The organism is Mycobacterium sp. IDUB_21, from assembly GCF_055419425.1.
Genome location: NZ_JBVAXQ010000002.1, coordinates 315,945 through 338,286 on the forward strand (window position 1 = coordinate 315,945; position 22,342 = coordinate 338,286).

A 22,342-nucleotide genomic window follows, 5' to 3' on the forward strand; every position below is an offset into this window, starting at 1 on the left:
GCCTATTGCGATCCGGACGCGTTGCTCGCGCCGCTGGCCGTAGCGGCCCCGGGCGCGGGAAGCGGCGTGCCCTGGTTCCCGGCGGAAACCTGCGGGGTACCGGCCTCGGAGCCCTGCGGGCTGGCCGCCGCCGTGCCTTCCGAACCTGCCGCCGAAGCAGCGGGGGTCTCCGCCGGAAGTGGCGTGCCGGAGCTGCCGGCCGCGGCCGGCGTGTTGGCCGGAGCCGCGGAGTTGGCGGGCGCCGACGCCTCCGGGGTGCCCGCCGAGGCCGGCGCCTCCGAGCCGCTTGCCGCTGAGCCGCTGGCCGCCGCCGGCGTGCCCTCGGCGCTTCCTGCGGTTGCCGCCGTGCCCTCAGCCTCGGTCGGCAGCGGGGTGCCCTGGCTGCCCGAGGCGAGTGGGGTGCCCTGACTGCCGGCGGTCGACGGGGTGGTCTCGTTGCCGGCGGGAGCCGGGGAGGTCTGAGTGTCGGACTGGGCCGGCTTGGGGGTGGTGGCCGCAGGTGCGTGCTGCGGACCGGTCGCCGCCGGAGCCGACGAGCCGCCGCCGGTCGGTGCGGCCGGTGCCGCCGGTGTCCAGACCAGCAGGTCCTTGCCGGAGCCCTGGTAGACCGCACTGTTGGGTGCGTCGCCGGTCACGTCGAAGTAGACCTTGCCGCTGGTCTTCTGACCCTGCGCCAGGTTGGAGGGGTTCACTCCCTGCGCGGTGGCCACGCCGAACAGCGCGGGGTAGGTCTGGCCGCCGGCGGAACGAGCGCTGAGGTTGGCGACGACCGGGGTGACGGTGCCCTGGATGGCCACGTCGGTGGCGGTGGCCTCCCACAGCGTGCCGTGCGGCTGGTAGGGGATGGCATCTGAGCTGGGTCGCAGGTCGCTGATCGTCCAGCCCTGGGTAACCCCGCCGTTCTCCAGGGTGCCCTGGGTGCCGAGCGGATGGGTCGTGGGAGCGATGTCACCGGCGTCGGCGCCGGCGGTCGCGATAGTGAGGGCGCCGGCTGCGGCCAGCGCTCCGGCTGCTGCCACGGCAGTAGTGATCAACTTCATTATTGGTTGACTCCTCGGTTCGACTGGATCTCGGGGGTTATGCAGTCCAGACCGCAAATCCTAACGGATTTGACCTCGGCGTTTGTTCAGGTCTCAGGGTTGCGTCACAAAGTACTGCCGCGTCGGCCGCGAGCGGCGATCAGGAGTGCGAACTCCACCAGGTGTAGAGCTGCTCCAGGCTGGGTGTGCTGTGCTCGGTGTGCAAAGACCCGATCACCAAGTCGGCGTCGTTGGTCCACACCACCGTGGGGGAACCCTGGCGCATGCCGCAGAGCAGCATCCCGCTCGGCTTGTCCGGGGTGGCGGTCCGGTGCCACGCGCCCGGTGACTGGATCCGGCCCGGACAGGTGACGACGGTGGTGGCCTGCACGGTGTTGTCGAAGCTCAGGCGCAGTGCGCCGGCGTTCGGGAACAGCGAGTAGGTCGCCGAGGGCGGGCCGTCCACGTCGACGTTCCGGCCGCAGGTCACCTGCGCGATGGCGCCGCCCATCGGTGTGGTCGACGTGCAGGTGTCCTGCGGATAACCGGCGGGCAGCAGTTTGATCAACCGGGCCTGGGCTTCGGCGCCCGACATGGACGACGCGGGCTCACTCGCGGCCGCGGTGGCCCCCGAGACGTCGGTGTCGGCGGCCAATTCCTCGGAACCCGATCGGTTCGTCAACCAGGTGATCAGCCCGGCGACCACGGCCAGTGCCGCCGCAAGACGCAGCAGCTGCCTGCGTTTACCGGGATCGCGATCCACGGGTGCTCGCCGTTGGGAGCTGAACCAGTCCGTGCCATCCCTGTCCGGAGTGGAGATGCGCGGAATACCCGATGGCGGGGCCGTGCGGGCGCCCGCGGGTTGCGGCACCGGAGCAGGCTCGGCTTCCGGCGGAGTGGCCGGCGGGTCGACGGGTTGCGCCACGGGCTCAGACACCGATGGGGCCGGCGGCACCGGGGCTGCGGGCACCTGGGCGACGGGTGTCGGCGGGGTTACCGGTGGCGCCGGGTTAGGAACCACCGGCGGTTTCGGCTGCTCGATCAACGGTGGGGTGGACTGCTGGCTGGCCTCGTAGATGTGCAGCGTCCGGTGCTGATCGGGCGCACTCAACGCCTGATAAGCCGCGGTGGCCAGCTCGGCGGCGCTGGCATAGCGCTCCCGGGGGTCTTTGGCCATGCCCTTGGCGATCACCGCGTCAAAGGTGGGCGGGATCGTCGACCCGGCCTGGCTGGGCCGCGGAATCGGCTTGGTCAGGTGAGCATTGGCAAGCATTTTGACGCTGTCGGCCCGGTACGGCGGCGAACCCGTCAAGCACTGGTAGAGCACGCACGCCAGCGAGTAGACGTCGACGCCCGGGCCGAAGTCACCGCCGGAGAAGAGCTCCGGTGCGGAGTACTTCCAACGGGCGCCTGCATGGTCGGTGTCACCTGAATTCGCCCCGGGCGCTCCGGCGATACCGAAGTCGACCAGGTAGACGAAGTCGTCACCGGTCAACAGGATGTTGCGCGGTTTGACGCCCCGGTGAATCACCCCGGCGCCGTGCGCGGCATCCAGCGCCGACGCGGCCTGCCACACGATGTTCACCGCGCGGGACGCGGGCAGCACCCCGGTTCGTTTCAGCAGCGCGGACAGGTCGGCCCCGTGGACCAGGGGCATGTCGATGAACACCTCGCCGTCCAACTCGCCGTAATCGCGGACCGGGACCACATGCGGCTCCTGAACCCGCCCGACGGTGAGTGCCTCACGCTGCAACCACTCCCGGAAAGCCGGGTCCCGGCCCAACGCAGGTGAAAGCAGTTTGAGCGCGGCGGGGCGGTCTTTCTGGGTGTCGACGGCCTCGTAGACCGCTCCGGTGGGGCCGCGGCCCAGCAGACGTTTGAGGAGATAGCGCCCAACACGTGACCCAGCCCGCGACCCCGACGCGGTCTCGCCCATCATCGACTCCTCAAGCAGACCCGTGAACACCGATCACCGAACCGGCGGCCCGACGACATTGCCGCTCATAATTTCATCATCGAACCTGCCGGCTATCAGCCGGTCGCGCCAACCTGTCCCGATTCGTGCGGCGGTCCCAGCTTCGCCTCTCCTACGTCGAGCCTCCCTGAACCGCCGAAATCGGTGCAGTGACCGCGGTTAGCGGCCGGTCAGGTTGCTGATCGTCATGATCTCCAGGTTGCGGTACGCGCGGCCGGTGGGTTGCACCAGATCGTGGAACCAGACCTGCGGCGCGGCGGTGTAGGGACTGTCCCAGGAGTCCCACGGCAGGTAGGTCTGGGTTCTTCCGGCGACGAAACCCCAGTTGTAGGCGCCGACATTGTGCCGCTTCATGATCGGCAGGATCCCGTCGATGGTGTTGCCGCGGGTCCGGGCCAGGTACTCGGTGCACATAATCGGCCGGCCCAACGGCGCGAGCTCTGAGATCCGCTCACTGAACGCCGCCGGCCCGTCATAGGAGTGGAACGTGATGATGTCGGAGTTGTTGAGTTGGGTGTTGACGATCGTGCTGCCCTGCCGCGAGCCCTCCCAGATGCCACTGGTCAGCGGCTGACGGGCATCGACTGCCCGCGCCCAGCTGAACACCTGAGGGAGTAGATCACTGATGAGGTCGAGCTTGTCGGACCGCTCGACACCGCTGTACTCGCGGGCCATGTTATCCGGCTCGTTCCACACGTCCCAGGCCAAAACCCGTTCGTCATACCGGAATTGGGTCATCACGCCGGTGACGTAGTCGTACAGGGTGCGGTAGTAGTTGCGGTCACCGAGACGTTCGGCGCCCGGGCTTTGCACCCATCGCGAGTTGTGGATACCGGGCCGCGGCGCGAGCTGCGGACCCCCCTTGGGGTGCGGATCCCAGCACGAGTCGAACAGCACGAACATCGGCTTGATGCGGCGGCGGGCGGCGACCGAGACGAACTGGGCCAGCCGGTACTGGAAGCCTTTACGGTCCAGCGCCCACAGTTGGTCGTGCAGGAACACCCGTACGGTGTTGAAGCCCGCCGACTGGGCCCAGCCCAGCTCGGCGTCGATGCGCCGCAGGTCGAACGTTCCCTGCTGAAACATCTCGAGCTGGTTGACGGCGGTCGAAGTGATGTAGTTCGAGCCGACGGGCCAGCCCTGCGCCTGATACCAGCGGTTGGCCCGGTCGATCGTCCAGCGGCCGGGGTCCGCGCCGGCCCGCGGGATCCGGCTCAGGGCGGGGGCCGCCGCCAACAGGAGCGGCAGACCCAGTGCCGTTCGACGCTTCACGAACTGACCATAACGTCCGGACCCCCGGCCCGAGGCTTGGACGTCCGGCCTGTCGCCGGGCAAATCGGGCGCGCGTCACGGCGGCAACCGCGGCGACCTACACTGCACCGAAACCCTCAGTCCCTTTCGCGTTGCCCGGAGGCCGACTATGTCGCAGCACCTGCAGGACAAGGTCGTCGTCATCACCGGCGCCGGAGGCGGGTTCGGCAAACTGATCGCCGAGAAGTGCGCCGCCGGAGGGGCCCGCGTCGTCGGTGTGGACATCGGCGCGGAGAACCTCGCAACCGTTTTCGACGGGATCCGCGCTGCCGGTCTCTCCGGCACTCATCATGTCGCCGACGTCACCGACATGGAGCAGATGAAGGCCGCTGTCCAGCACGCGGTGCAGACCTTCGGCGCGGTGGACGTCATCGTCAACAACGCCGGCGTGATGCCGCTGGCCTACTTCGCCGACCACGAACAAGCCTGGCAGCAGTGGCACCGTGCGATCGACATCAACATCAAGGGCGTGGTGAACGGGATCTCGGCCGTCTACGACCAGATGATCGGACAGGGCCGAGGCCACGTCGTCAACATCTCGTCGATCTACGGCAACGCCGGCGTGGCCGGTTCAGGTGTCTACAGCGCGACCAAGGCCGCGGTCGCCGTGCTGTCGGACTCCTTGCGCAACGAGGCCAAGGGCAAGATCAAGGTGACCACCGTCAAACCGACCGGCGTGCTGGGCACCAATCTCGGCAGCGGGGTGGTCAACGGCGCGGCGATCATGGGCATCGTCGGATCCCGCGGCGAGAGCTACCTGCAGTCGATGACCGCCTTCGCCAACGGCACCCTGGCGGCCGAGCAGACCGACATCGACTCGGTGCAGTACTGGCTGATCACCCCCGAGGACCTGGCCGAGGCTGTAGTCCACGTGATCGACCAGCCGTGGGGCATCAGCATCAGCGACATCACCGTGCGGGCAAGCGGCGAAGACTACATCTACTGACACCGAGGCGGCACCTCACCATGTATCCCGGCGCTCACGCGGGCAGCACGCCCGACAAGCCGGCGATCATCGTCGCCGACACCGGAGAGACAGTTACCTACGCTCAACTTGATACTCGTTCACTGCGGTTCGCCCGCCACCTCTACGACGTCGGCGTCCGGCCGGGCGATCACCTCGCGGTGCTGTCCGACAACCAGCCCCGGGCACTGGAGATCTACTGGGCCGCTATGCGTTCCGGGCTCTACGTCACGTTCATCAACTCGCAGCTGACCGCCGGAGAAGTCGCCTACATCGTCAATGACTGCGATGCGCAGACATTCGTGATCGCCGAGAAGTACGCCGACATCGCGCACGCGGTGATCGCCGGCACCCCCCGGGTTCAGCGCAGGATCGCGCTGGGGCCCGTCGACGGTTTCGACGACTACGAGACATTGGTGGCGGCCGCCGCGACGCAACCGTTACCGGCCCAGCCGTGCGGAGCGGACATGCTGTATTCGTCAGGCACCACCGGGTTCCCCAAGGGCATTCGGGCACCGTTACCCGACCGCGACGTGGACGAGCCGGGCGACCGGATAACGGCGTTGTTCGCACCGGCGCTGGGGCTGGATGCCGATTCGGTCTACCTGTCACCGGCGCCGATCTACCACTCGGCGCCGCTGCGGTTCATGGCGATGGCGCACCGGGTCGGAGCCACCGTGGTGATGATGCGGCACTTCGACGCCGCGGACGCGCTGCGGTTCATCGAGCGGTACCGGGTCACCCACAGTCAATGGGTGCCGACGATGTTCGTCCGGATGCTCAGACTCGACCGGCAGCTCCGTGACTCCTATGACCTGTCGTCGCACCGCTGCGCGGTACACGGCGCCGCGCCCTGCCCGGTGGAGGTCAAGCGCGCGATGATCGACTGGTGGGGACCGATTCTGCTGGAGTACTACTCGGCCACCGAAGCGGCCGGCACAACCATCATCGACAGCCACGATTGGCTGCAGCATCCCGGATCGGTCGGCCAGCCGGTGCTGGGCATTGCGCACATCTGTGACGACAGTGGCTCCGATGTCGCGACGGGGGAGATCGGGACCGTCTACTTCGAACGTGACGTTGCGCCTTTCGAATACCACAATGACCCGCAGCGCACCGCTGAGACCCGCCACCGCAACCATCCGAACTGGACGACGACCGGTGATGTCGGCTACCTCGACGCCGAGGGCTATCTGTATCTCACCGACCGCAAGTCGTTCATGATCATCTCCGGCGGGGTCAACATCTACCCGCAGGAGATCGAGAACGCGCTGGCGCTGCATCCGGCTGTACTGGATGTGGCTGTCATCGGTGTTCCCGATGAGGAGATGGGGCAATCGGTTGTGGCCATAGTGCACCCGGCAGGCCATCCCGCTGTCGAGACCGGCTCGGGCGGCGACCTGACGGCAGTGCTGGATCAGTTTCTGCGGGAGCGTATCGCGCACTACAAGGTGCCCCGCCGCTACGAGTTCAGCACCGATCTGCCGCGTACCCCGACCGGCAAGCTGATCAAGGGACGACTGCAGGAGCGCTATGCCTGAATGGGATTCGCCGGCGTTCACCGCGGCCGAAGTGGCCCGCTATCACGCCGCCGGCTGGTGGTCGCAGACCACGCTGTCGGATGCGGTTCGCCGCAACGCGCAACGCTTCGGTGATCGGGCCGGCTATGCCGACTACCTCGGGGCGGGGCTGACCTGGCGGGAATTCGACGCTGCGGCAGACGCGCTGGCGGCGCGGCTTGCCGGTGTGGGCGTGGTGCCGGGTGACCGGATCGCGGTGTGGCACCGCGACTCCGCGGCCATCCACGTGCTGTTCGTGGCGATAGAGCGGTGTGGCGCGGTGGTGGTGGGTATCGGTGCGCGCGCCGGGACCCGAGAGGTGACCGCGATCCTGGCCGGGGCGCAAGCCAAGTTGCTGATCACCGACCAGCAGCATCAGGCTGCCGCAGCCGGCCTCGATATCGAGACGCTGAGTATCGATGAGCTCAACGCGGCCGGCGAAACCGCCGTGCCGGGGCCGCAACTCGGCGCCGACGACGTCTTTCTGATCAACTCCACCTCCGGCACCACCGGGCTGCCCAAATGCGTCGTGCACACCCAGAACCGCTGGCATTACTTCCATCAGCTGGCCGTCACCAACGGAGACCTGAGCGGCGACGATGTCTTCCTGCCGATCATTCCCACCCCGTTCGGCTTCGGGCTCTGGACCAGCCACACCACCCCGATCCACCTCGGCACCACGGCGATCCTGCTGGACCGCTTCACTGCCGCGGCGACCTGTGCCGCGATAGCGCGGCATCGGGTCACCGTGTTGTGCTGCGTCAGCACCCAATTGACGATGATGATGGCCGATCCGGCGAGTCGAGAGTTTGACCTGAGCTCGCTGCGGGTGGTGTTCACCGGCGGTGAGGCATTGCCCTACCGCCCGGCCGCGGAGTTCGAGGAGCTCACCGGGGCGAAAATCCTGCAGTTCTACGGTTCCAACGAGACCGGGGTGCTCAGCGGAACGACCCTCGACGATCCGTTGGGCCGGCGGCTGCGCACCGGTGGGCGGATCGTCCCAGAGATGGCGGTCCGGCTTTTCGGGGGCGATGACGGCGAGACCGATGTGACCGACACCGGCCGGGGTCAGCCCGCGTGCCGGGGCCCGGCGACCAGCCTCGGCTACCTGGGCGGGGTCGATCACGACAAGCTGTTCACCGCCGAGGGGTGGATGCGGATGGGCGACATCTGCGAGATCGATGCCGACGGCTATCTGATAGTCACTGGCCGGACGTCGGATTTCATTCTGCGGGGCGGCAAGAACATCAGCGCCGCGCAGGTCGAGGACGCCGTCATGACCCATCCGGCGATCGCGGTGGCCGCCGCGGTGCCGATGCCCGATGAGGTGTTCGGCGAAAAGGTCTGCGTCTTTGTTGAACTTGCCGGCGTCGAAGTCGTCGATGCCGGCACCCTGCAGTTACCCGAGCTCGTCGAGCATCTGCTGGCGCTCGGGGTGTCCAAGGAACTGCTGCCCGAACGCCTGGTCATCGTCGACGAACTGCCGCGGTCTTCCGGCGGCAAGATCGCCAAAGGGCAGCTGCGGCAACAGGGCCGGGGTCTTTCCGGTCATTCGTAACCCTCGTAGACCTGCGAGGGGCCGTCGGGCGTGATGAGATAGCCCACCGTCGCGACGTGCACGTCGCCGACCGGGTCCAGTTCGCGATATCCGCCGAACAACTCGACGTCATCGTCCTGCAGGCCCACCCGGAAGCCTCCCCACAGGTACGGCACCGGGAACCACAGCTGCTTTCCGGACAGCTCGTGCAGCACCTCGACCGGCGGATAGCGGAACATCTGGCGCAGGTCGACACCGCGGAACAGCTGCTGGATCAAGTCGTCGATGACTCCGGTGAGCTGGGCGTTGAGCGCGGCGATCCGGTCGCGGTCCAGCGGCGCCGGTGGAGGCTTGAGTAGCTCCAGCAATTCGGCGGGCCGGTTGTGCTCCACGGCGACGTCATAGGCGGTGCGGCCGGCGGCGTCGGGCTGGCTGCGCAGGGCGCCCCGCTCGATCAGCCATGACGCCACGTCCGGGGACGCCCCGTGCCAGCCGGCCTGATGCAGCACGGTCAACCAGGTCTTGCCGCCGGGCCGCCAAGCCTTGACATCGACCACGTGGTCGCCGCGGTCGAGTTCGCGGACCACCTTGCGCCACTTGCCTCGCTTGGCTGCGTCGGCCAGATACAGCGCGGCCTGAGCCTGCCGGTTGCCCAGCAGCGAGCGGTCCATCACACCGGGCCACAGTGGCGCATTGTTGCGGATCTCCGCGTAGGTCGTCACCGGGTCATCATCTCGCGGCCGCGGCATCGACGCACTGCGGGTCGGTGGGCCGGGGGTCGTTGGGCTAGGGGTCATCGTCGTTGTCTAGGAGTTCTTCGGGTGGTGCAGGTGGTTGATCCGGGGCGTGCTGGTGCTGTCGCTCCAGGCGAGGCGGCCTTGGTTGGTGACGTGGGTTTGCAGGTCGCCTCGGGTGTTTGCGCCGTGGTCGCTGCCGCAGGCGAAGTACAGTTCGTCGGCGTTGGTGCGGCCGCCGCGGGCCCAGTCGGTGGAGTGGTGGACTTCGCAGTGATATCCGGATTCGGTGCAGTTCGGTCGGGTACAACCACGGTCGCGGGCGTGGCAGATGATTCGCTGGTCGAGGGTGGCGAGGCGTTTGCTTCGGCCCAGGTAGAGCGGGCGTTCGGAGTGGCTGGCGAAGACCGCGAGATAGTGAATCGAGTTGGCCGCCATGCGGATCAGATCGCGCATGGGCAGGCGGCTGCCGCCACCGGTGCGGGCCGGGGCGGGCATCGGGATGTCCGGGTCGGCCACGGCGTGGATGGCTTGTTCGAGGTCGGCGAGTTTGGTGGTGACGATCACGGTGACCGGGACGCCGCGGTGGGCACCCAGGGCGCCGGATTCGATGGCATGGCGCAGTGCCAGTTTCAGCGCGTCGTGACAGCGCTGACCGCAGGATCGGGTGTCACGCTGTTCGGGGGAGTCCGGTTGGCGGTGGCCGGGGCGGACCGCGGCGAGGATGGGTTCGAGATAGGCGCGGGTTTCGGGGTCGATGCATCCGGTGAGCCGGCTCATGCCGTCGGAGCCTTGGCGGCCCAGGACGAGGTTGCGGCGGCGGGCCCGGTCCTCGTCGGAGAAGTTTCCGTCGGGGTTGAGTACATCGGTGATGCGATGGCCGACCGAGGTGACGAAGGCGGGGTCCTGTTGGGTCGCATGGTGCACCAGGGTGCGCTCGGCATACTCCCGGTCGGTGGCGGTGACCTTGGCGGGCAGCGCGTCGAGGGCCGCGGTGATGGCTCTGATGTGGTCGTCGCCGATGTGGCCGTTCTCGACGGCGGCGCTGACTTCGGGGAGCTCTGGTGGCGTCGGGGGCCCGGTGAGGTTGCGTCGGGGCCGGATGCGTGCGGCGATGCGGAAGCGGCGCCGGATCTCGGCGCGGGTGACGTGCAGCCGTGACCACAGCAGGTCACGCACGGTGGTGTCGGCGGGCAGTCGGGGATCATCGGGGCCGTCGGCGGGGTCGGCGATCTCACCGAACATGCGATAGGACAGGCCGCGGTTGACCCGCTGCTGGTTTTCGAGGCGTTCGGCGAACTCGACGCGAAACGCATTGCCCACCGCGTCGGTATCGGCACCGCGCAGCCGGGCGTGAGCGTCGTCGATCAGGGTCAGGTCAGCGCTGATCGCGGCGCGGGCCGCTGCCGCGGGAGGCAGTACCTGATCGGGGTCGGACATGCCTCAAGGATATCGAACAATCGTTCGATTCGTGGGGCACGAATAGCAATCTGTGGATAGACCGCCAACTGTGGACAACTCGCCCAAAACCGCCCCACGGCAACGCTGTTCAAGCCGTCGGTGGTGCGGCGTCGTAGGCCACGTCCCGGGATTGTCAGCGACGTTCGGTAGGGTCCGACGGCGTGACCGCGAACGTAACGCTCAAACCGGTGAACGTCCGTCTTGCCGAGGAACTGGCAGTGGCCGAGCGGCAGGTCGCGGCCGCCGTAGCCCTGCTCGACGAGGGGTCGACGGTGCCGTTCATCGCCCGCTACCGCAAGGAGGTCACCGGCAGCCTGGATGACGGTCAGCTGCGCTCCCTCGAGGAGCGCCTGCGCTACCTGCGCGAGCTCGACGACCGCCGGGCCACCGTGTTGGCTTCAATAGACGAGCAGGGCAAGCTCACCGACGAGCTGCGACACGCACTGCTGTCGGCCGACACCAAGGCCCGGGTCGAGGACATCTACCTGCCCTACAAGACCAAGCGCCGCACCAAGGCCCAGATCGCCCGCGAAGCCGGTCTGGAACCGCTGGCCGACCGGCTGCTGGCCGACCCGGCGCTGGATCCCGAGCAGATGGCCGCAGAGTTCACCGGGGAGGACGTCGCCGACGGCGCAGCGGCGCTGGAGGGCGCGCGCGCCATCCTGGTCGAACGGGCCGCCGAGGACGCCGAACTGGTGGGCGCTGTCCGGGAGACGTTCTGGACCGCCGGTTCGCTGCGAACCGCCCCGCGGTCCCAGGAGGCCGCGAAAAATGCTGCGGCACAAAAATTCCGCGATTACTTCGAGTTCAGCGAAGCCTTGGACACAATGCCGTCGCACCGGGTGCTGGCGGTGCTGCGCGGCGAGAAGGAGGAGGCCCTGGCGCTGACCTTCGACGGCGGCGCCGAGGAGCCCTACCAGGCGATGGTGGCGAAGTCGCTCGGCGTGGACATGACCGCGCCCGGCAAGGCGACGCCCTGGCTGGCCGAGACGGTCCGATGGGCGTGGAACACCCGGCTGGCGTTCTCGGCCGCGGTCGACGCCCGGATGCGCCTGCGGCAACGCGCAGAATCCGACGCGGTGGCGGTGTTCGCCACGAACCTCAAGGACCTGTTGCTGGCCGCCCCGGCCGGCAACCGCGCCACACTCGGGCTGGACCCGGGCTTTCGCAGCGGGGTGAAGGTGGGCGTCGTGGACGGCACCGGCAAGGTTGTCGACACCTGCGTCATCTACCCCCACCAACCCCAGACGCAGTGGGATCAGGCCAAAGCGACGCTGGCCGCACTGGTAGCCCGGCACGGCGTGGAACTGATCGCCGTCGGCAACGGCACCGCGTCGCGCGAGACCGACGCCCTGGCCGGCGAACTGATCGCAGACCTCAAGACCGCAGGCGCCGCCGCACCGGTCAAGGCGATGGTCAGCGAGGCCGGCGCTTCGGTCTATTCGGCGTCGGCCTACGCCGCACACGAACTGCCCGATCTGGACGTCACGCTGCGCGGGGCGGTGTCGATCGCCCGACGGCTGCAGGACCCGCTGGCCGAGCTGGTCAAGATCGAGCCGAAGTCGATCGGGGTCGGCCAGTACCAGCACGACGTCACGCCGGGAAATCTGGCGCGCAGCCTAGACGCGGTCGTCGAAGACGCGGTGAACGCCGTCGGCGTCGACCTCAACACCGCATCGGCGCCGCTGCTGGCCAAGGTGTCGGGGGTGACCGGATCGTTGGCCGAATCCATCGTGGCCCACCGCGACCAGGCCGGGCCCTTCCGTAATCGGGTCGCCCTGCTCGACGTGCCGCGGCTGGGGCCCAAGGCTTTCGAGCAGTGCGCCGGGTTCCTGCGCATCCGAGACGGCGACGACCCGCTGGACTCCTCCGGGGTGCATCCGGAGGCATACCCGGTGGTCCGGCGGATTCTGGACCGCGCGCAAGTCGCGCTCGCCGAGATCATCGGCGACGAACGGCTGCTGCGATCGCTGCGACCCGGCGACTTCGCCGACGACCGGTTCGGGGTCCCGACGGTGACCGACATTCTCGCCGAGTTGGAGAAGCCGGGGCGCGATCCGCGGCCGGCGTTCTCCACCGCGACGTTCGCGGCGGGCGTGGAGAAGGTTGCCGACCTGAAGGTGGGCATGGTCCTGGAGGGGGTGGTCACCAATGTTGCTGCCTTCGGCGCGTTCGTTGATGTCGGGGTGCACCAGGACGGCCTGGTGCACGTCTCGGCGATGTCGGACCGTTTCGTCTCCGATCCGCATGCGGTGGTTCACTCCGGGCAAGTGGTGAAGGTGAAGGTCCTCGACGTCGACGTCGATCGCCAGCGGATCGGATTGAGCCTGCGGCTGGGGGAAAAGCCGGCTCGCGGTCCCGCCGCCAAACCGGCTGCGGGCCGGGACACCGCCAAGCAGAATCGGGGGGAGCGGCGGCGCCCCGGTAACGGCGCCGGTCGCCGGGACGCAGCTCCGGCCGGCGGGTCAATGGCTCAGGCGCTGCGTGACGCCGGATTCGGGAAGTGAGGGCCGCATGGGGACGGTAGACATCGACGCCGCACAGCAGTTCGTCGGCATCGTCGGCGCCGCCGGGCTGCTCACCGGTGAGCAGATCGGCCCCGACTACGCCCATGACGAGGCGCTGGTCGGCGCACCGGTGACTCCGCGCTACGTCGCCCGCCCACAGACCGCCGAGCAGGTCGCGGCGCTGCTGGCCGCCGCCACCAACGCCAAAGTCCCGGTGACCGCCCGCGGATCGGGCACCGGACTGTCGGCCGGCGCGCGGCCATGCGCAGACGGTCTGTTGATCTCCTTCGAGAAGATGAACGCGATCCTGGAGATCGACACCGACAACCAGGTCGCGGTGGTGCAACCCGGCGTCACCCTGGCCGATCTCGACACCGCGACTGCCGAGGTGGGGTTGATGTACACCGTCTTCCCCGGGGAGTTGTCCGCCAGTGTCGGCGGCAACGTCGGCACCAATGCCGGCGGCATGCGCGCGGTCAAGTACGGGGTGACCCGCCACAATGTGCTCGGGCTGCAGGCCGCGCTGCCGACCGGCGAGCTGATCCGCGCCGGCGGCCGGATCACCAAGCTGTCCACCGGATATGACCTGACCCAGCTGATCATCGGCTCAGAGGGCACCTGCGCCCTGGCCACCGAAGTGACCGTGCGGCTCTATCCGCGGCTGGCGCATTCGGCCACCCTGTTGGCGCCGTTCGCGGACCTGCCCGCGGTGATGCGCGCGGTGCCGACGGTGGTGCGCAGCGGCGTGGACCCGGTGATCCTGGAATATGTCGACAAACTCACCTTGGCCGCGATCAGTTACTCGCAGAACCTGAACCTGGGCATCCCGGATACCATCCGCGAGACCGCCGAGGCGCACCTGGTGATCGGGTTGGAGAACCGGGACCGCGGCCGCCTCGACGACGACGTGGCCATGCTGGGCGAATTGCTGGGTTCGCTCGGGGCGGTCGACGTCTATGTGCTGGAGGGTAATTCGGCGCATGCCCTGATCGAGGCCCGCGAGAAGGCGTTCTGGACGGCCAAGGCCGCCGGTGCCCACGACGTGATCGACGTGGTGGTTCCACGCGCGGCCATGCACGAATTCTTCACCCGGGCAAAGGGTTTCGCGCAAGCCGCGGGTGCCGGGGTAGTCGGTTGCGGACACGCCGGCGACGGCAACGTCCACCTGGCGGTGTTCTGCGCCGAGGATGATGTCCGGCACCGGTTGCTGCACGACATCTTCACCGCGGCGATGACGTTGGGTGGCGCGATCTCCGGCGAGCACGGCCTGGGACGGGTCAAGACACAACATTTCCTGGACTTGGAGGATCCGGTCAAGATCGCCCTGATGCGCCGGATCAAGGATGCCTTCGACCCCGCCGGGATCCTCAATCCCGGCGTGCTTCTATAGGCAACGGCAGCTAACCGCACATTCGGAGTCGGTAGGAAAGGTGGTCGCATGACCAACGGAGCACAGGCCCTGATCACGACTCTGGTCGACAGCGGCGTGCAGGTCTGCTTCGCCAACCCCGGCACCTCTGAGATGCACTTCGTGGCCGCCCTGGACTCGGTGCCCCAGATGCGTGGGGTGCTGTGCCTGTTCGAAGGCGTGGTGACCGGCGCCGCCGACGGCTATGCCCGCATGGCGGGAAAGCCGGCCGCCACCCTGCTGCACTTGGGGCCGGGGCTGGGCAACGGACTGGCCAACCTGCACAACGCCCGCCGTGCGCACGTGCCGGTGGTCAACGTCATCGGCGATCACGCCACCTACCACAAGAAGTACGACGCGCCGCTGGAGTCCGACATCGAGCCGCTGACCGACTGGACCCACGGCTGGGTGCGTCGCACCGGGGACGGGGCCGAGATCGGACGCGACGCCGCCGAAGCGGTGGCCGCGTCGATGGCCAGTCCGGCGCAGGTGGCCAACCTGATCCTGCCCGCCGACATCTCCTGGGACGAAGGGGCACAAGCGGCCGGCCCGGTTGAACCGGTCGCCGCGGCCGCTCCCGACGGGCAGGCCGTCGCCGAGATCGCCGCCGTCCTGCGTAGCGGAGAACCGGTGGCGCTGCTGATCGGTGGCCCCGCCGTCGCCGACGTTACGGCACTGGAGGCCACCGACCGGATCGCCGCCGCGACCGGGGCCCGCACGCTGGTCGAGACCTTCCCGGCCCGATTGGCCCGTGGTGCCGGGGTGCCGGCGATCGACCGGCTCGGTTACCTGGCAGAGCAGGCCGCGTTCCAACTCGACGGGATCAAGCACCTGGTGGTCGCCGGTACCCGGTCCCCGGTGTCGTTCTTCGCCTATCCCGGCAAGCCCAGCGACCTGGTGCCCGAAGGCTGTGTGGTCCACAATCTGGCCGGTCTCGAGACGGACGTGGCGGCTGCGCTGGCGCAGTTGGCCGAGGCGGTGGCGCCCGGGGTACAGGCGCGGCCGGCGCCCGCCGCCGCCCCGCAACTCCCGTCGGGGGAGCTGACCCCGCAGAACTGGGTCCAGGTGATCGGCGCGCTGCTGCCCGACAACGCGATCATCTCCGATGAGTCCAACACTTCGGGCCTGATGCTGCCGGCGGCCACCGCCGGCGCATCGCGCCACGACGTGCTCACGCTCACCGGCGGGGCGATCGGGCAGGGATTGCCGGTCGCCCTGGGCGCTGCCGTCGCCGCACCCGATCGGCCGGTGATCGCGCTGCAGGCCGATGGCAGTGCGGCCTACACCATCTCGGCGCTGTGGACGATGGCGCGGGAGAACGTCAACGTGACCACCGTGCTGATCAACAACAGCTCGTACGCGATTCTGCGCATGGAACTGGCCCGAGTGGGCGCCGAGGGCGGGGGCACGAAAGCGGAGGCCCTGCTCGACCTGTCGCGGCCGAACATGGATTTCGCCAAGATCGCCGAGGGCTTCGGGGTGCCGGCGACCGTCGCGACCACCTGCGAGGAACTCGCCGAACAGTTCCGGCGGGCATTGTCCGAACCGGGACCGCACCTGATCGACGCCCGGATGCCGGCGGTGTTTTGACCGGGTCGTTCTAACTGATGTTCTGCCCCGCCGTGAGCCGATTCGCGGCGAACGCAGCAGCCTCGGCGGCTTTTCCGTCCTGCACGTACATCAGGTGCGGGATGACGCTGCCGTTCTCTTCGCAGTAGATGTCACCGGTGAGGCAGAAGTCGATGCTCTTCGGGCGGTAGGACGTGGCGAGGACCGGCAGCGGGCCGCCCCACAATGAGATGGAGTACGGACTCGACGGCGGGCCGAAGAGCGTCACCGCCACGACATGGTGGGCGACCGGGGCCGGCAGCGAATTGCTGGACATCTCGATCACGCTGGCGCCCTGGGAGTAGCCGCCCAGCACGAGTTTGGTGGTCGGGCAGTTGGCCACCGTGGCCTGGATGTGCGCGGTGGCGTCGCTCTCGCCGATCAGCGCGCTGTTGCGGTAATCGGTGCTCGCCGGGTATTCAACCGGGTAGACCTGCACGTCGCGGCCGGGCAGCTGGTCCTGGAGTGAAGCGACGAAAGCCTCCCCGACGTCACCGAGCCCGACGGGCTGCCCGGAGCCGCGGGCGAACACCACCTCGGTGTCCGGGCAGGGCTCAGCAGCGGCGGTCGGCATGCCCGCCGGTGTGCCCAGCAGCGTCCCGGTCAGCATCACCGTGGCAGCGACGGTGCGAACAGTGTCACGCAAACTCATCCTCAAATGCTGACATGCCGAGATCTCGCGATGGGCCCGCGGGTCGGATTTCAGCGTCGTGCCGACCCGGTCAGCGGACCGCCGTCGGACCCCAGTAACAGGCAGATAATGGTGCTGGGCTGGGGGTTGTTGTCGGTGCGGTCCTGGTTGGAGTCGATGAGGTAGCCGGTGCGCAGCCGTCGGTGGCAGCGGTGTGCCCTGCGTATTCGGTCAGGCCGGCCGCACAGTCCCGATGGGCGCGGCGGGGACCGTCGCGGTGTCCGGGGTCGGCAGTGACGCCGCCGGCAGGCCGGCATCAGGGCCTGCTTCAGGCCGGTGTCCAGGCCATGTTCGGCCGCCTGCGAACCGCAGCCGACCAGCACCACCAGCAGCGTCACCAGCAAACCGTCATATCGGTGCCGCACTGCCAACACGGTGGCTACAGTCGGTTTGCCGCGTAGGCCGCCCCCTCGTCGGCGATCCCGTCGTAGGCGCCGGGAGCGTGCGCCGCGAAATTCATACCCTCGGAGCAGACCGGGTCTTCCGGCATGCACAGCTGGATGGTCTTGGCCGCGTACGCGGGGCCGATGACGAGAGGTGGTTGGCCCAGGAAGTTCATCGCCCGCTCATTCGGGGTACCGAAGAGCACCACGGCGGCGACGTGATCGGCCACCTCCGGGGCCATCGGCCGTGGTACATCAACCCCTTCCACCCCGTCGGGGATGACGTTCGCGGTGGAGAACCCCATCACCGCGGCACCCTGCGAGAAGCCGCTGAGCACCATCTTGGTCTTGGGGCAATTCGCCGCGGTGGCCTCGATGTGGGCGGTGGCGTCGCGGATGCCCTCGATACCGGTCGGCCAGTCATTGGTGGCCGGGTAATTGACCGCGTAGACCTGCATGGAGCGCTCGCCGAGCCGGGGCCGTAGCGCGTCGACGAATGCTTGCCCGGTGTCACCGAGACCGATCGCCTCGTCGGTGCCTCTAGCAAACATCACTTGGACGTCGGGACATGGTTCGGCGGAGGCGGAGGGAAGGGATACGGCGGTGCTCTGCAGGAGCCAGGTCATTGCCAGCACAACACCGAGGGCGCGAAGAATCCGACGTGCGTTCACCCGTCCATGGTGACATAAGTCGTGGCGCGACGTAAGCAGACACCGCTGGGAATTCACGTGTTCGACGATTTCCGGGCGGCTCCGAGCGTCTAAGGCACACCCCGCTGTGTGGGCCATATCGAAGATCTGAATCATGGCTGAGACCGGCTCGGAGTGAGCGCGCGGTTACCGCGAGGTGTCTACTCGGTGGCGGGCGGCCCACCACCGGATGTCGTCATCGGAGCAAACTCGAAACCCGACGGCTGCGAGCGTTCACGCAACGAGGTCCGCGGCACCGCGCCACAGCGCGCCGAGGATACGGACCGCCGGCCGCTCAGCGCCTGGCGCAGCACCGATGCGAGCTGTTCGGCGCACCAATGTCGCTGCAATGCCGGGTAAACAGGACACTCGTCGATAAAATTGCGAGGATCCGGTTCCGATCGCCGGTGGACACCGTGGATGGGACAGCATGGCGCATGACACAGGCCCCGCGATGGGCATGTCCGTCGGAGCGACCACTCTGGCAGCGGTCACCGCCGATCGCGCGATCACCCGCCGGCCGGTGTTGACGCTGTTCCGGGACCGGCCATCCCAGATCGGCATGCCATCGGAGAATTCCACGGTCAATACCGACCTCGACGAACGTGGCCTGGTGGTGACCGATTTCGTGGACCGTGTCGGCGGCGGTGGGCCGGTGGTCGCGGGCGACGGGTCCACCCACCGTGCCGAACAATTGCTCGGTGACGGGCTGCACGCGCTGGCCTACGCCGCGACCGACGGACGCCCGATACCGCCCGCGGTGGCGGTCACCCACCCGGCCCACTGGTCGCGGGAGGCCATCGGCGCGCTTGGCACCGCTTTGGGGCGGGTGTCGGAGTGGGCGCAGCATCCGGTGACCCTGATCTCCGACACCACCGCTGTGCTGACCGCCCTGCGCGCCAATCCGGGCCTGCCCGACGAGGGCATCATCGCGGTGTGCGATTTCGGCGGAAGCGGAACCAACATCACCCTCGTCGACGCTCGGCGCGGGTTCGAGCCGATCGCCGCCACCCGCCGCATCACCACGTTCTCAGGTGACGTGATCGATCAGGCGCTGCTGGACCATGTGGTGGCCGATCTGGGCGGCAATGGCGACGGACCGCCGACGGTCGGGTCGCTGACCAGGTTGCGCAGCCAGTGCCGTGACGCCAAGGAGCAACTCTCGACCGAGACGGTAGCCGAGCTGGCGGGATTCCACGGCGGCGTCTGGCTGACTCGAGTGGAACTCGACGAGGCGCTGCGTCAGCCGCTCGACGGCTTCTTCACTGCGTTGCAGAACACCTTGGACGACAACGAGATTGTGCCCGATGACCTGTCGGCGATCGTGTCGGTCGGTGGCGGCGCGAACATGCCGACCGTCACGAACAACCTGTCGCAACGCTTCGGGGCCGCCGTCATCAGCTCGCCGCGACCGCAGTTGACGGCGGCCATCGGTGCCGCGCTGAGCGTCGCCGGCAATGTGGTGGCGACCTCGAAGAAGACCCCGCCGGCCGAACCGCCACCGTTGCCCGAAACACCGCCGGTCGAACCCCCGGCGCCGCCGGTGGCCGACCCGTCGAGCGCGGTGCTGAAACCGCTGATAACGCCACCGCCTGCCCGCCCGGCCCCGGTAGCGCCGCGCCCGCCCGCCATGCCGGAACCCGAAGAGATCGGTGGCCGGGACGGCGCCCAGTGGTACCGGCGACCGGTTCCCGTGGTCATCCTGGCCGCGCTGGTGGCGATGCTGTTGGGCACCGCGGCCGTGCTGGTCCTGCGGAATGCCGCCGACGACGAACCGGATTCCGGCGTGCTGACGACGGTGTCCGCCACGACCGCCGTCGAGTCGACGACCGGCGAGCTGCCGCCGGCGTTCGCGCCCCGCCCCCTTCCCGCCCCACCGGCCCTCACGCACCTTCCGGAGGCTCCGGGCGTTCCCGCATACCCGGCTCCCGAACCCACCGAAGCCCCGCTCAGCCCGTAGCGTCACGCCGCCTTTTTGGCCAGGACCACCAGCGCCAGCGGAATCTGCACCGGCTGCGGTTTGCTCGCCAGCCGGGCTGCGACGCCGGCTTCCAGCCGTTGCACGAACTCGGCCGCCCGCGGGTCGCCGGCCCCGCCGGCCAACGCGGCGGTCAGGGTCGGAAAGATCGCGGCGCCGATGAACGCGGCCCACTGCGTGCCCAGTGCGCCCGCGTCGCCGTCGAGCAGGTAGCGGTCCCAGAACCGGTCCTCGGCGTCGAAAGCCTCCAGTCGCTCTATCGTCAGCGCTTCGAACCGCCCGGCCGGGGCGAACGGCGCGCGAAGTTCCTTCTCGCTGCGTCCGAGCACCGGGATCGTCATCCCAGCGACCTCATCACGGCTCAGCAGGCCGTCGCGAACCTGCTCGTCGAGCACCGCGACGATCGCGTCGAGCACGGGCTGATAGCCGGATCGGCCCTGCGCGTCGACGCCCGCGGTCAACACCAGCAGCTTGCCGCCCGGGGCCAGTTCCCGGCCGCGGAAGGCCAGGAAATCCTGCCAATCCTGGGCGGCCCGGCGGGCATACTCGCGTCGTGCGGTGGCGTCGTCGCTGTGGTCGACATGGACGTGGTCTTCGAATTCGGGCAGTTCCTCGCCCGCCCGGCGCAGCCACATCGTCGCCCAGGACGTCCAGCCCAGGTTGACGCTCTGTGACGGCAGGATCTGGGCGTAGAACGACCGGCCTATCGCGGAGGGGAAGCTGGCCGCGTCCTTGCGGGTATAACTGTCCGGATCGTCGGCAAGGGTGCTGAACAGTGCGGTGAAGTCGTTGTCGGGCAGATCGGTGTGGGCAACCAGCACGGCGTGGTCGGGCCGGGTGCGGCGGCGGAAAGCCGCAATGGCGGCGCCGATCGGCAGCAGCGAGTTGTAGCCGGTGGCGGCGCCGTAGTCGGCGACGACGATCGGCCGCGGAGCGGGAGGCAGCGGAACCGCCGCAGCGAGCTGTTCGAACACAGTGGTGGCGTGGGCCAGCCCGGCTGCCTGGAGCCGCCTTGAGGGGGCTCCGGCAGGCTCCGGGCGGACGACGATGCTCGACTCCGGCATGTGTACCTCCGACCGCTGCAGGCTTTCGCGGACACCACCCCCGACCGTAGCCGTTGCGGCGATACCGGTGGGCAGCCGTGGCACACTGCGCGGATGAGAGCTGCGCGGGCGATCCGCCGGGTTCCGGTTCTGGTCTCGGCCGTCTTGATCACCGTCGGCGTCATCGGCTTCGTGGTTGCGCTGCTCCTCAACGCGTTCGTGCTGGACCGGTACAACGCTTACGGCGAAGTGCCGATCCCGGGGACGGGCAGTCTCCGATTGCCGGCGGGCGAGGTAACGGTGAGTCTGCACACCCGGGTGATCTCCAGTCCCAGCGGCGGTGGTCTGCCCGTGCCGCCACTGAGCCTGCGGGTGGTGCCACCGGAGGGGATGAGCCAACCGGAGTTCGAGGAGAGCATCGGGACCACGACGACGGTCAACAACGACTCACGGCGGCGGTTGTGGCGGATGCGGGTGGCGACGGCGGGCGACTATCAGATCACTGCCGATGGGCAGGTCGGCGGATTCATCGCACCGCGGCTGGCGTTCGGCCGGCCCAGCGGCTACTGGTCGCTGGTGTGGGTGTTTCCGGTGATGTTCGGGATCGGCGTGGTGGGCTTGATCGGTGCGCGTTCCTGGCCGGCCCGCAGCCGCGCCCGACCGGCGGCCGACGCCGACTCCGCGTACATCCCCGACGGGGAGGGCGTCCGGCTCGAGCAGCTTAAAACGATTACGGCACTGCGTGATTGCGGGGCCTTGACGCCCGCGGAGTTCGAGACCGAGAAGCGGCGAATCCTCGACGGACGCTGAGTCTCAGTGGCCGGGCCGGGTCAGTGGCCGCGCGCCACCCAGTCGTCGTAATTGACCAGTTCGTCGCCGATGCGGGTCCTGTCTCCATGGCCGGTGTAGACGACGGTGTCGGCCGGCAGTTTGCCCAGCTGCCCGGATATCGACGCCAGGATCGTCGGGAAGTCCGAGAACGACCGTCCCGTCGCCCCGGGTCCACCGGAGAACAACGTGTCGCCGCTGAACACCGCGCCCAGTTCCGGCGCGTACCAGCACACCGAGCCCGGCGAGTGGCCCGGAGTGTGCAATGCCTGGATCTCGGTGCCGGCCACCCGCAGCGTCTGGTTATCCGACAGCGGCTGAAAGTCCTTGTCCGGATGTGTCATCCGCCACAGCATCTCGTCGGCGGGGTGCAGCAACACCGGGGCGTCGAGGGCTTCGCCGAGCGCCGGCGCGACCGTGACGTGGTCATTGTGGCCGTGCGTGCACACCACCGCGGTCACTTTGCGCCCGCCGACTGCGTCGAGGATGGGGGCCGCATCGTGGGCGGCGTCGAAGACCACCACCTCCGACTCGTCACCGACGATCCAGATGTTGTTGTCGACTTCCCAACTGCCGCCGTCGAGTTCGAAAGTGCCGTGGGTGACGACGCGCTCGATGCCCCTGGTCATATGGCGCCACTCCTCCTC

16 protein-coding genes and 2 pseudogenes are annotated in these 22,342 nt (G+C 68.6%); 8 read left to right on the forward strand and 10 right to left on the reverse strand.

What is annotated here, in order from left to right; genetic code table 11:
- Window positions 1-2: 2 nt before the first annotated feature.
- From ACZYY4_RS04365 to ACZYY4_RS04375, 3 genes are all read right to left on the reverse strand, one after another.
- Window positions 3-1,040: an MPT63 family protein gene (locus ACZYY4_RS04365; RefSeq protein WP_463808225.1), complete on the reverse strand. Its 1,038-nt coding sequence runs from the start codon at window positions 1,038-1,040 to the stop codon at window positions 3-5.
- A 139-nt stretch (window positions 1,041-1,179) separates the two neighbouring features.
- A complete protein-coding gene (locus tag ACZYY4_RS04370) occupies window positions 1,180-2,955 on the reverse strand; it encodes a serine/threonine-protein kinase (RefSeq protein ID WP_463808226.1) in 1,776 nt (591 codons plus the stop codon).
- Window positions 2,956-3,153: 198 nt separating this feature from the next.
- Window positions 3,154-4,266 carry a glycoside hydrolase 5 family protein gene (locus ACZYY4_RS04375; protein WP_463808227.1) on the reverse strand — a complete coding sequence of 371 codons (1,113 nt, stop codon included), beginning with the start codon at window positions 4,264-4,266 and terminating at the stop codon, window positions 3,154-3,156.
- A gap of 148 nt (window positions 4,267-4,414) precedes the next feature.
- On the opposite strand from ACZYY4_RS04375, the gene ACZYY4_RS04380 reads away from it, so the two are divergent.
- Genes ACZYY4_RS04380 through ACZYY4_RS04390 form a run of 3 tightly spaced genes read left to right on the forward strand, consistent with a single transcriptional unit; the run spans window position 4,415 to window position 8,386 of the window.
- Window positions 4,415-5,251 (forward strand): SDR family oxidoreductase, encoded by an 837-nt coding sequence (locus ACZYY4_RS04380; protein WP_463808228.1) that lies wholly within the window; start codon window positions 4,415-4,417, stop codon window positions 5,249-5,251.
- A gap of 20 nt (window positions 5,252-5,271) precedes the next feature.
- Window positions 5,272-6,810, forward strand: a complete 1,539-nt coding sequence (locus ACZYY4_RS04385; RefSeq protein WP_463808229.1) for an acyl-CoA synthetase — start codon at window positions 5,272-5,274, stop codon at window positions 6,808-6,810.
- Window positions 6,803-8,386: a class I adenylate-forming enzyme family protein gene (locus ACZYY4_RS04390; RefSeq protein WP_463808231.1), complete on the forward strand. Its 1,584-nt coding sequence runs from the start codon at window positions 6,803-6,805 to the stop codon at window positions 8,384-8,386. The genes ACZYY4_RS04385 and ACZYY4_RS04390 overlap by 8 nt, the downstream gene beginning before the upstream one ends.
- On the opposite strand, the gene ACZYY4_RS04395 is transcribed toward ACZYY4_RS04390, so the two are convergent.
- Both ACZYY4_RS04395 and ACZYY4_RS04400 read right to left on the reverse strand, forming a co-directional pair.
- Window positions 8,377-9,087, reverse strand: coding sequence for an ankryin (locus ACZYY4_RS04395; RefSeq protein WP_463808232.1), 711 nt, complete (start codon window positions 9,085-9,087; stop codon window positions 8,377-8,379). The genes ACZYY4_RS04390 and ACZYY4_RS04395 overlap by 10 nt on opposite strands.
- 64 nt (window positions 9,088-9,151) lie before the next feature.
- Window positions 9,152-10,539 (reverse strand): annotated as a pseudogene (locus ACZYY4_RS04400) (13E12 repeat family protein).
- 182 nt (window positions 10,540-10,721) lie between these two features.
- Here ACZYY4_RS04400 and ACZYY4_RS04405 point away from each other — a divergent pair.
- The 3 genes from ACZYY4_RS04405 to ACZYY4_RS04415 are packed head-to-tail and all read left to right on the forward strand — an operon-like array spanning window position 10,722 to window position 16,065.
- On the forward strand, window positions 10,722-13,067 hold the full coding sequence (locus ACZYY4_RS04405) for a Tex family protein (protein ID WP_463808233.1): 2,346 nt from the start codon (window positions 10,722-10,724) through the stop codon (window positions 13,065-13,067).
- A gap of 7 nt (window positions 13,068-13,074) precedes the next feature.
- Window positions 13,075-14,457: an FAD-binding oxidoreductase gene (locus ACZYY4_RS04410; protein ID WP_463808234.1), complete on the forward strand. Its 1,383-nt coding sequence runs from the start codon at window positions 13,075-13,077 to the stop codon at window positions 14,455-14,457.
- A gap of 48 nt (window positions 14,458-14,505) precedes the next feature.
- On the forward strand, window positions 14,506-16,065 hold the full coding sequence (locus ACZYY4_RS04415; protein WP_463808235.1) for an acetolactate synthase large subunit: 1,560 nt from the start codon (window positions 14,506-14,508) through the stop codon (window positions 16,063-16,065).
- Window positions 16,066-16,075: 10 nt separating this feature from the next.
- On the opposite strand, the gene ACZYY4_RS04420 is transcribed toward ACZYY4_RS04415, so the two are convergent.
- The 3 genes and pseudogenes from ACZYY4_RS04420 to ACZYY4_RS04430 all read right to left on the reverse strand — a co-directional run bounded on the left by ACZYY4_RS04420 (window position 16,076) and on the right by ACZYY4_RS04430 (window position 17,783).
- Window positions 16,076-16,735, reverse strand: a complete 660-nt coding sequence (locus tag ACZYY4_RS04420; RefSeq protein ID WP_463808236.1) for a cutinase family protein — start codon at window positions 16,733-16,735, stop codon at window positions 16,076-16,078.
- Window positions 16,736-16,785: 50 nt separating this feature from the next.
- A pseudogene (locus ACZYY4_RS04425) lies at window positions 16,786-16,973 on the reverse strand (hypothetical protein); the annotation flags it as partial.
- A 180-nt stretch (window positions 16,974-17,153) separates the two neighbouring features.
- A complete protein-coding gene (locus ACZYY4_RS04430) occupies window positions 17,154-17,783 on the reverse strand; it encodes a cutinase family protein (RefSeq protein WP_463808426.1) in 630 nt (209 codons plus the stop codon).
- 493 nt (window positions 17,784-18,276) lie between these two features.
- Between ACZYY4_RS04430 and ACZYY4_RS04435 the strand changes: the two genes are divergently transcribed.
- Window positions 18,277-19,806 carry an Hsp70 family protein gene (locus tag ACZYY4_RS04435; RefSeq protein ID WP_463808237.1) on the forward strand — a complete coding sequence of 510 codons (1,530 nt, stop codon included), beginning with the start codon at window positions 18,277-18,279 and terminating at the stop codon, window positions 19,804-19,806.
- Window positions 19,807-19,808: 2 nt separating this feature from the next.
- On the opposite strand, the gene ACZYY4_RS04440 is transcribed toward ACZYY4_RS04435, so the two are convergent.
- Entirely contained in the window at window positions 19,809-20,888 is a 1,080-nt protein-coding gene (locus ACZYY4_RS04440; protein WP_463808238.1) for a class I SAM-dependent methyltransferase, read from the reverse strand.
- A gap of 93 nt (window positions 20,889-20,981) precedes the next feature.
- On the opposite strand from ACZYY4_RS04440, the gene ACZYY4_RS04445 reads away from it, so the two are divergent.
- Window positions 20,982-21,677 carry an SHOCT domain-containing protein gene (locus tag ACZYY4_RS04445; protein ID WP_463808239.1) on the forward strand — a complete coding sequence of 232 codons (696 nt, stop codon included), beginning with the start codon at window positions 20,982-20,984 and terminating at the stop codon, window positions 21,675-21,677.
- A 20-nt stretch (window positions 21,678-21,697) separates the two neighbouring features.
- Here ACZYY4_RS04445 and ACZYY4_RS04450 read toward each other — a convergent pair whose 3' ends face one another.
- Window positions 21,698-22,324, reverse strand: a complete 627-nt coding sequence (locus ACZYY4_RS04450; RefSeq protein ID WP_463808240.1) for an MBL fold metallo-hydrolase — start codon at window positions 22,322-22,324, stop codon at window positions 21,698-21,700.
- Window positions 22,325-22,342: the final 18 nt, after the last annotated feature.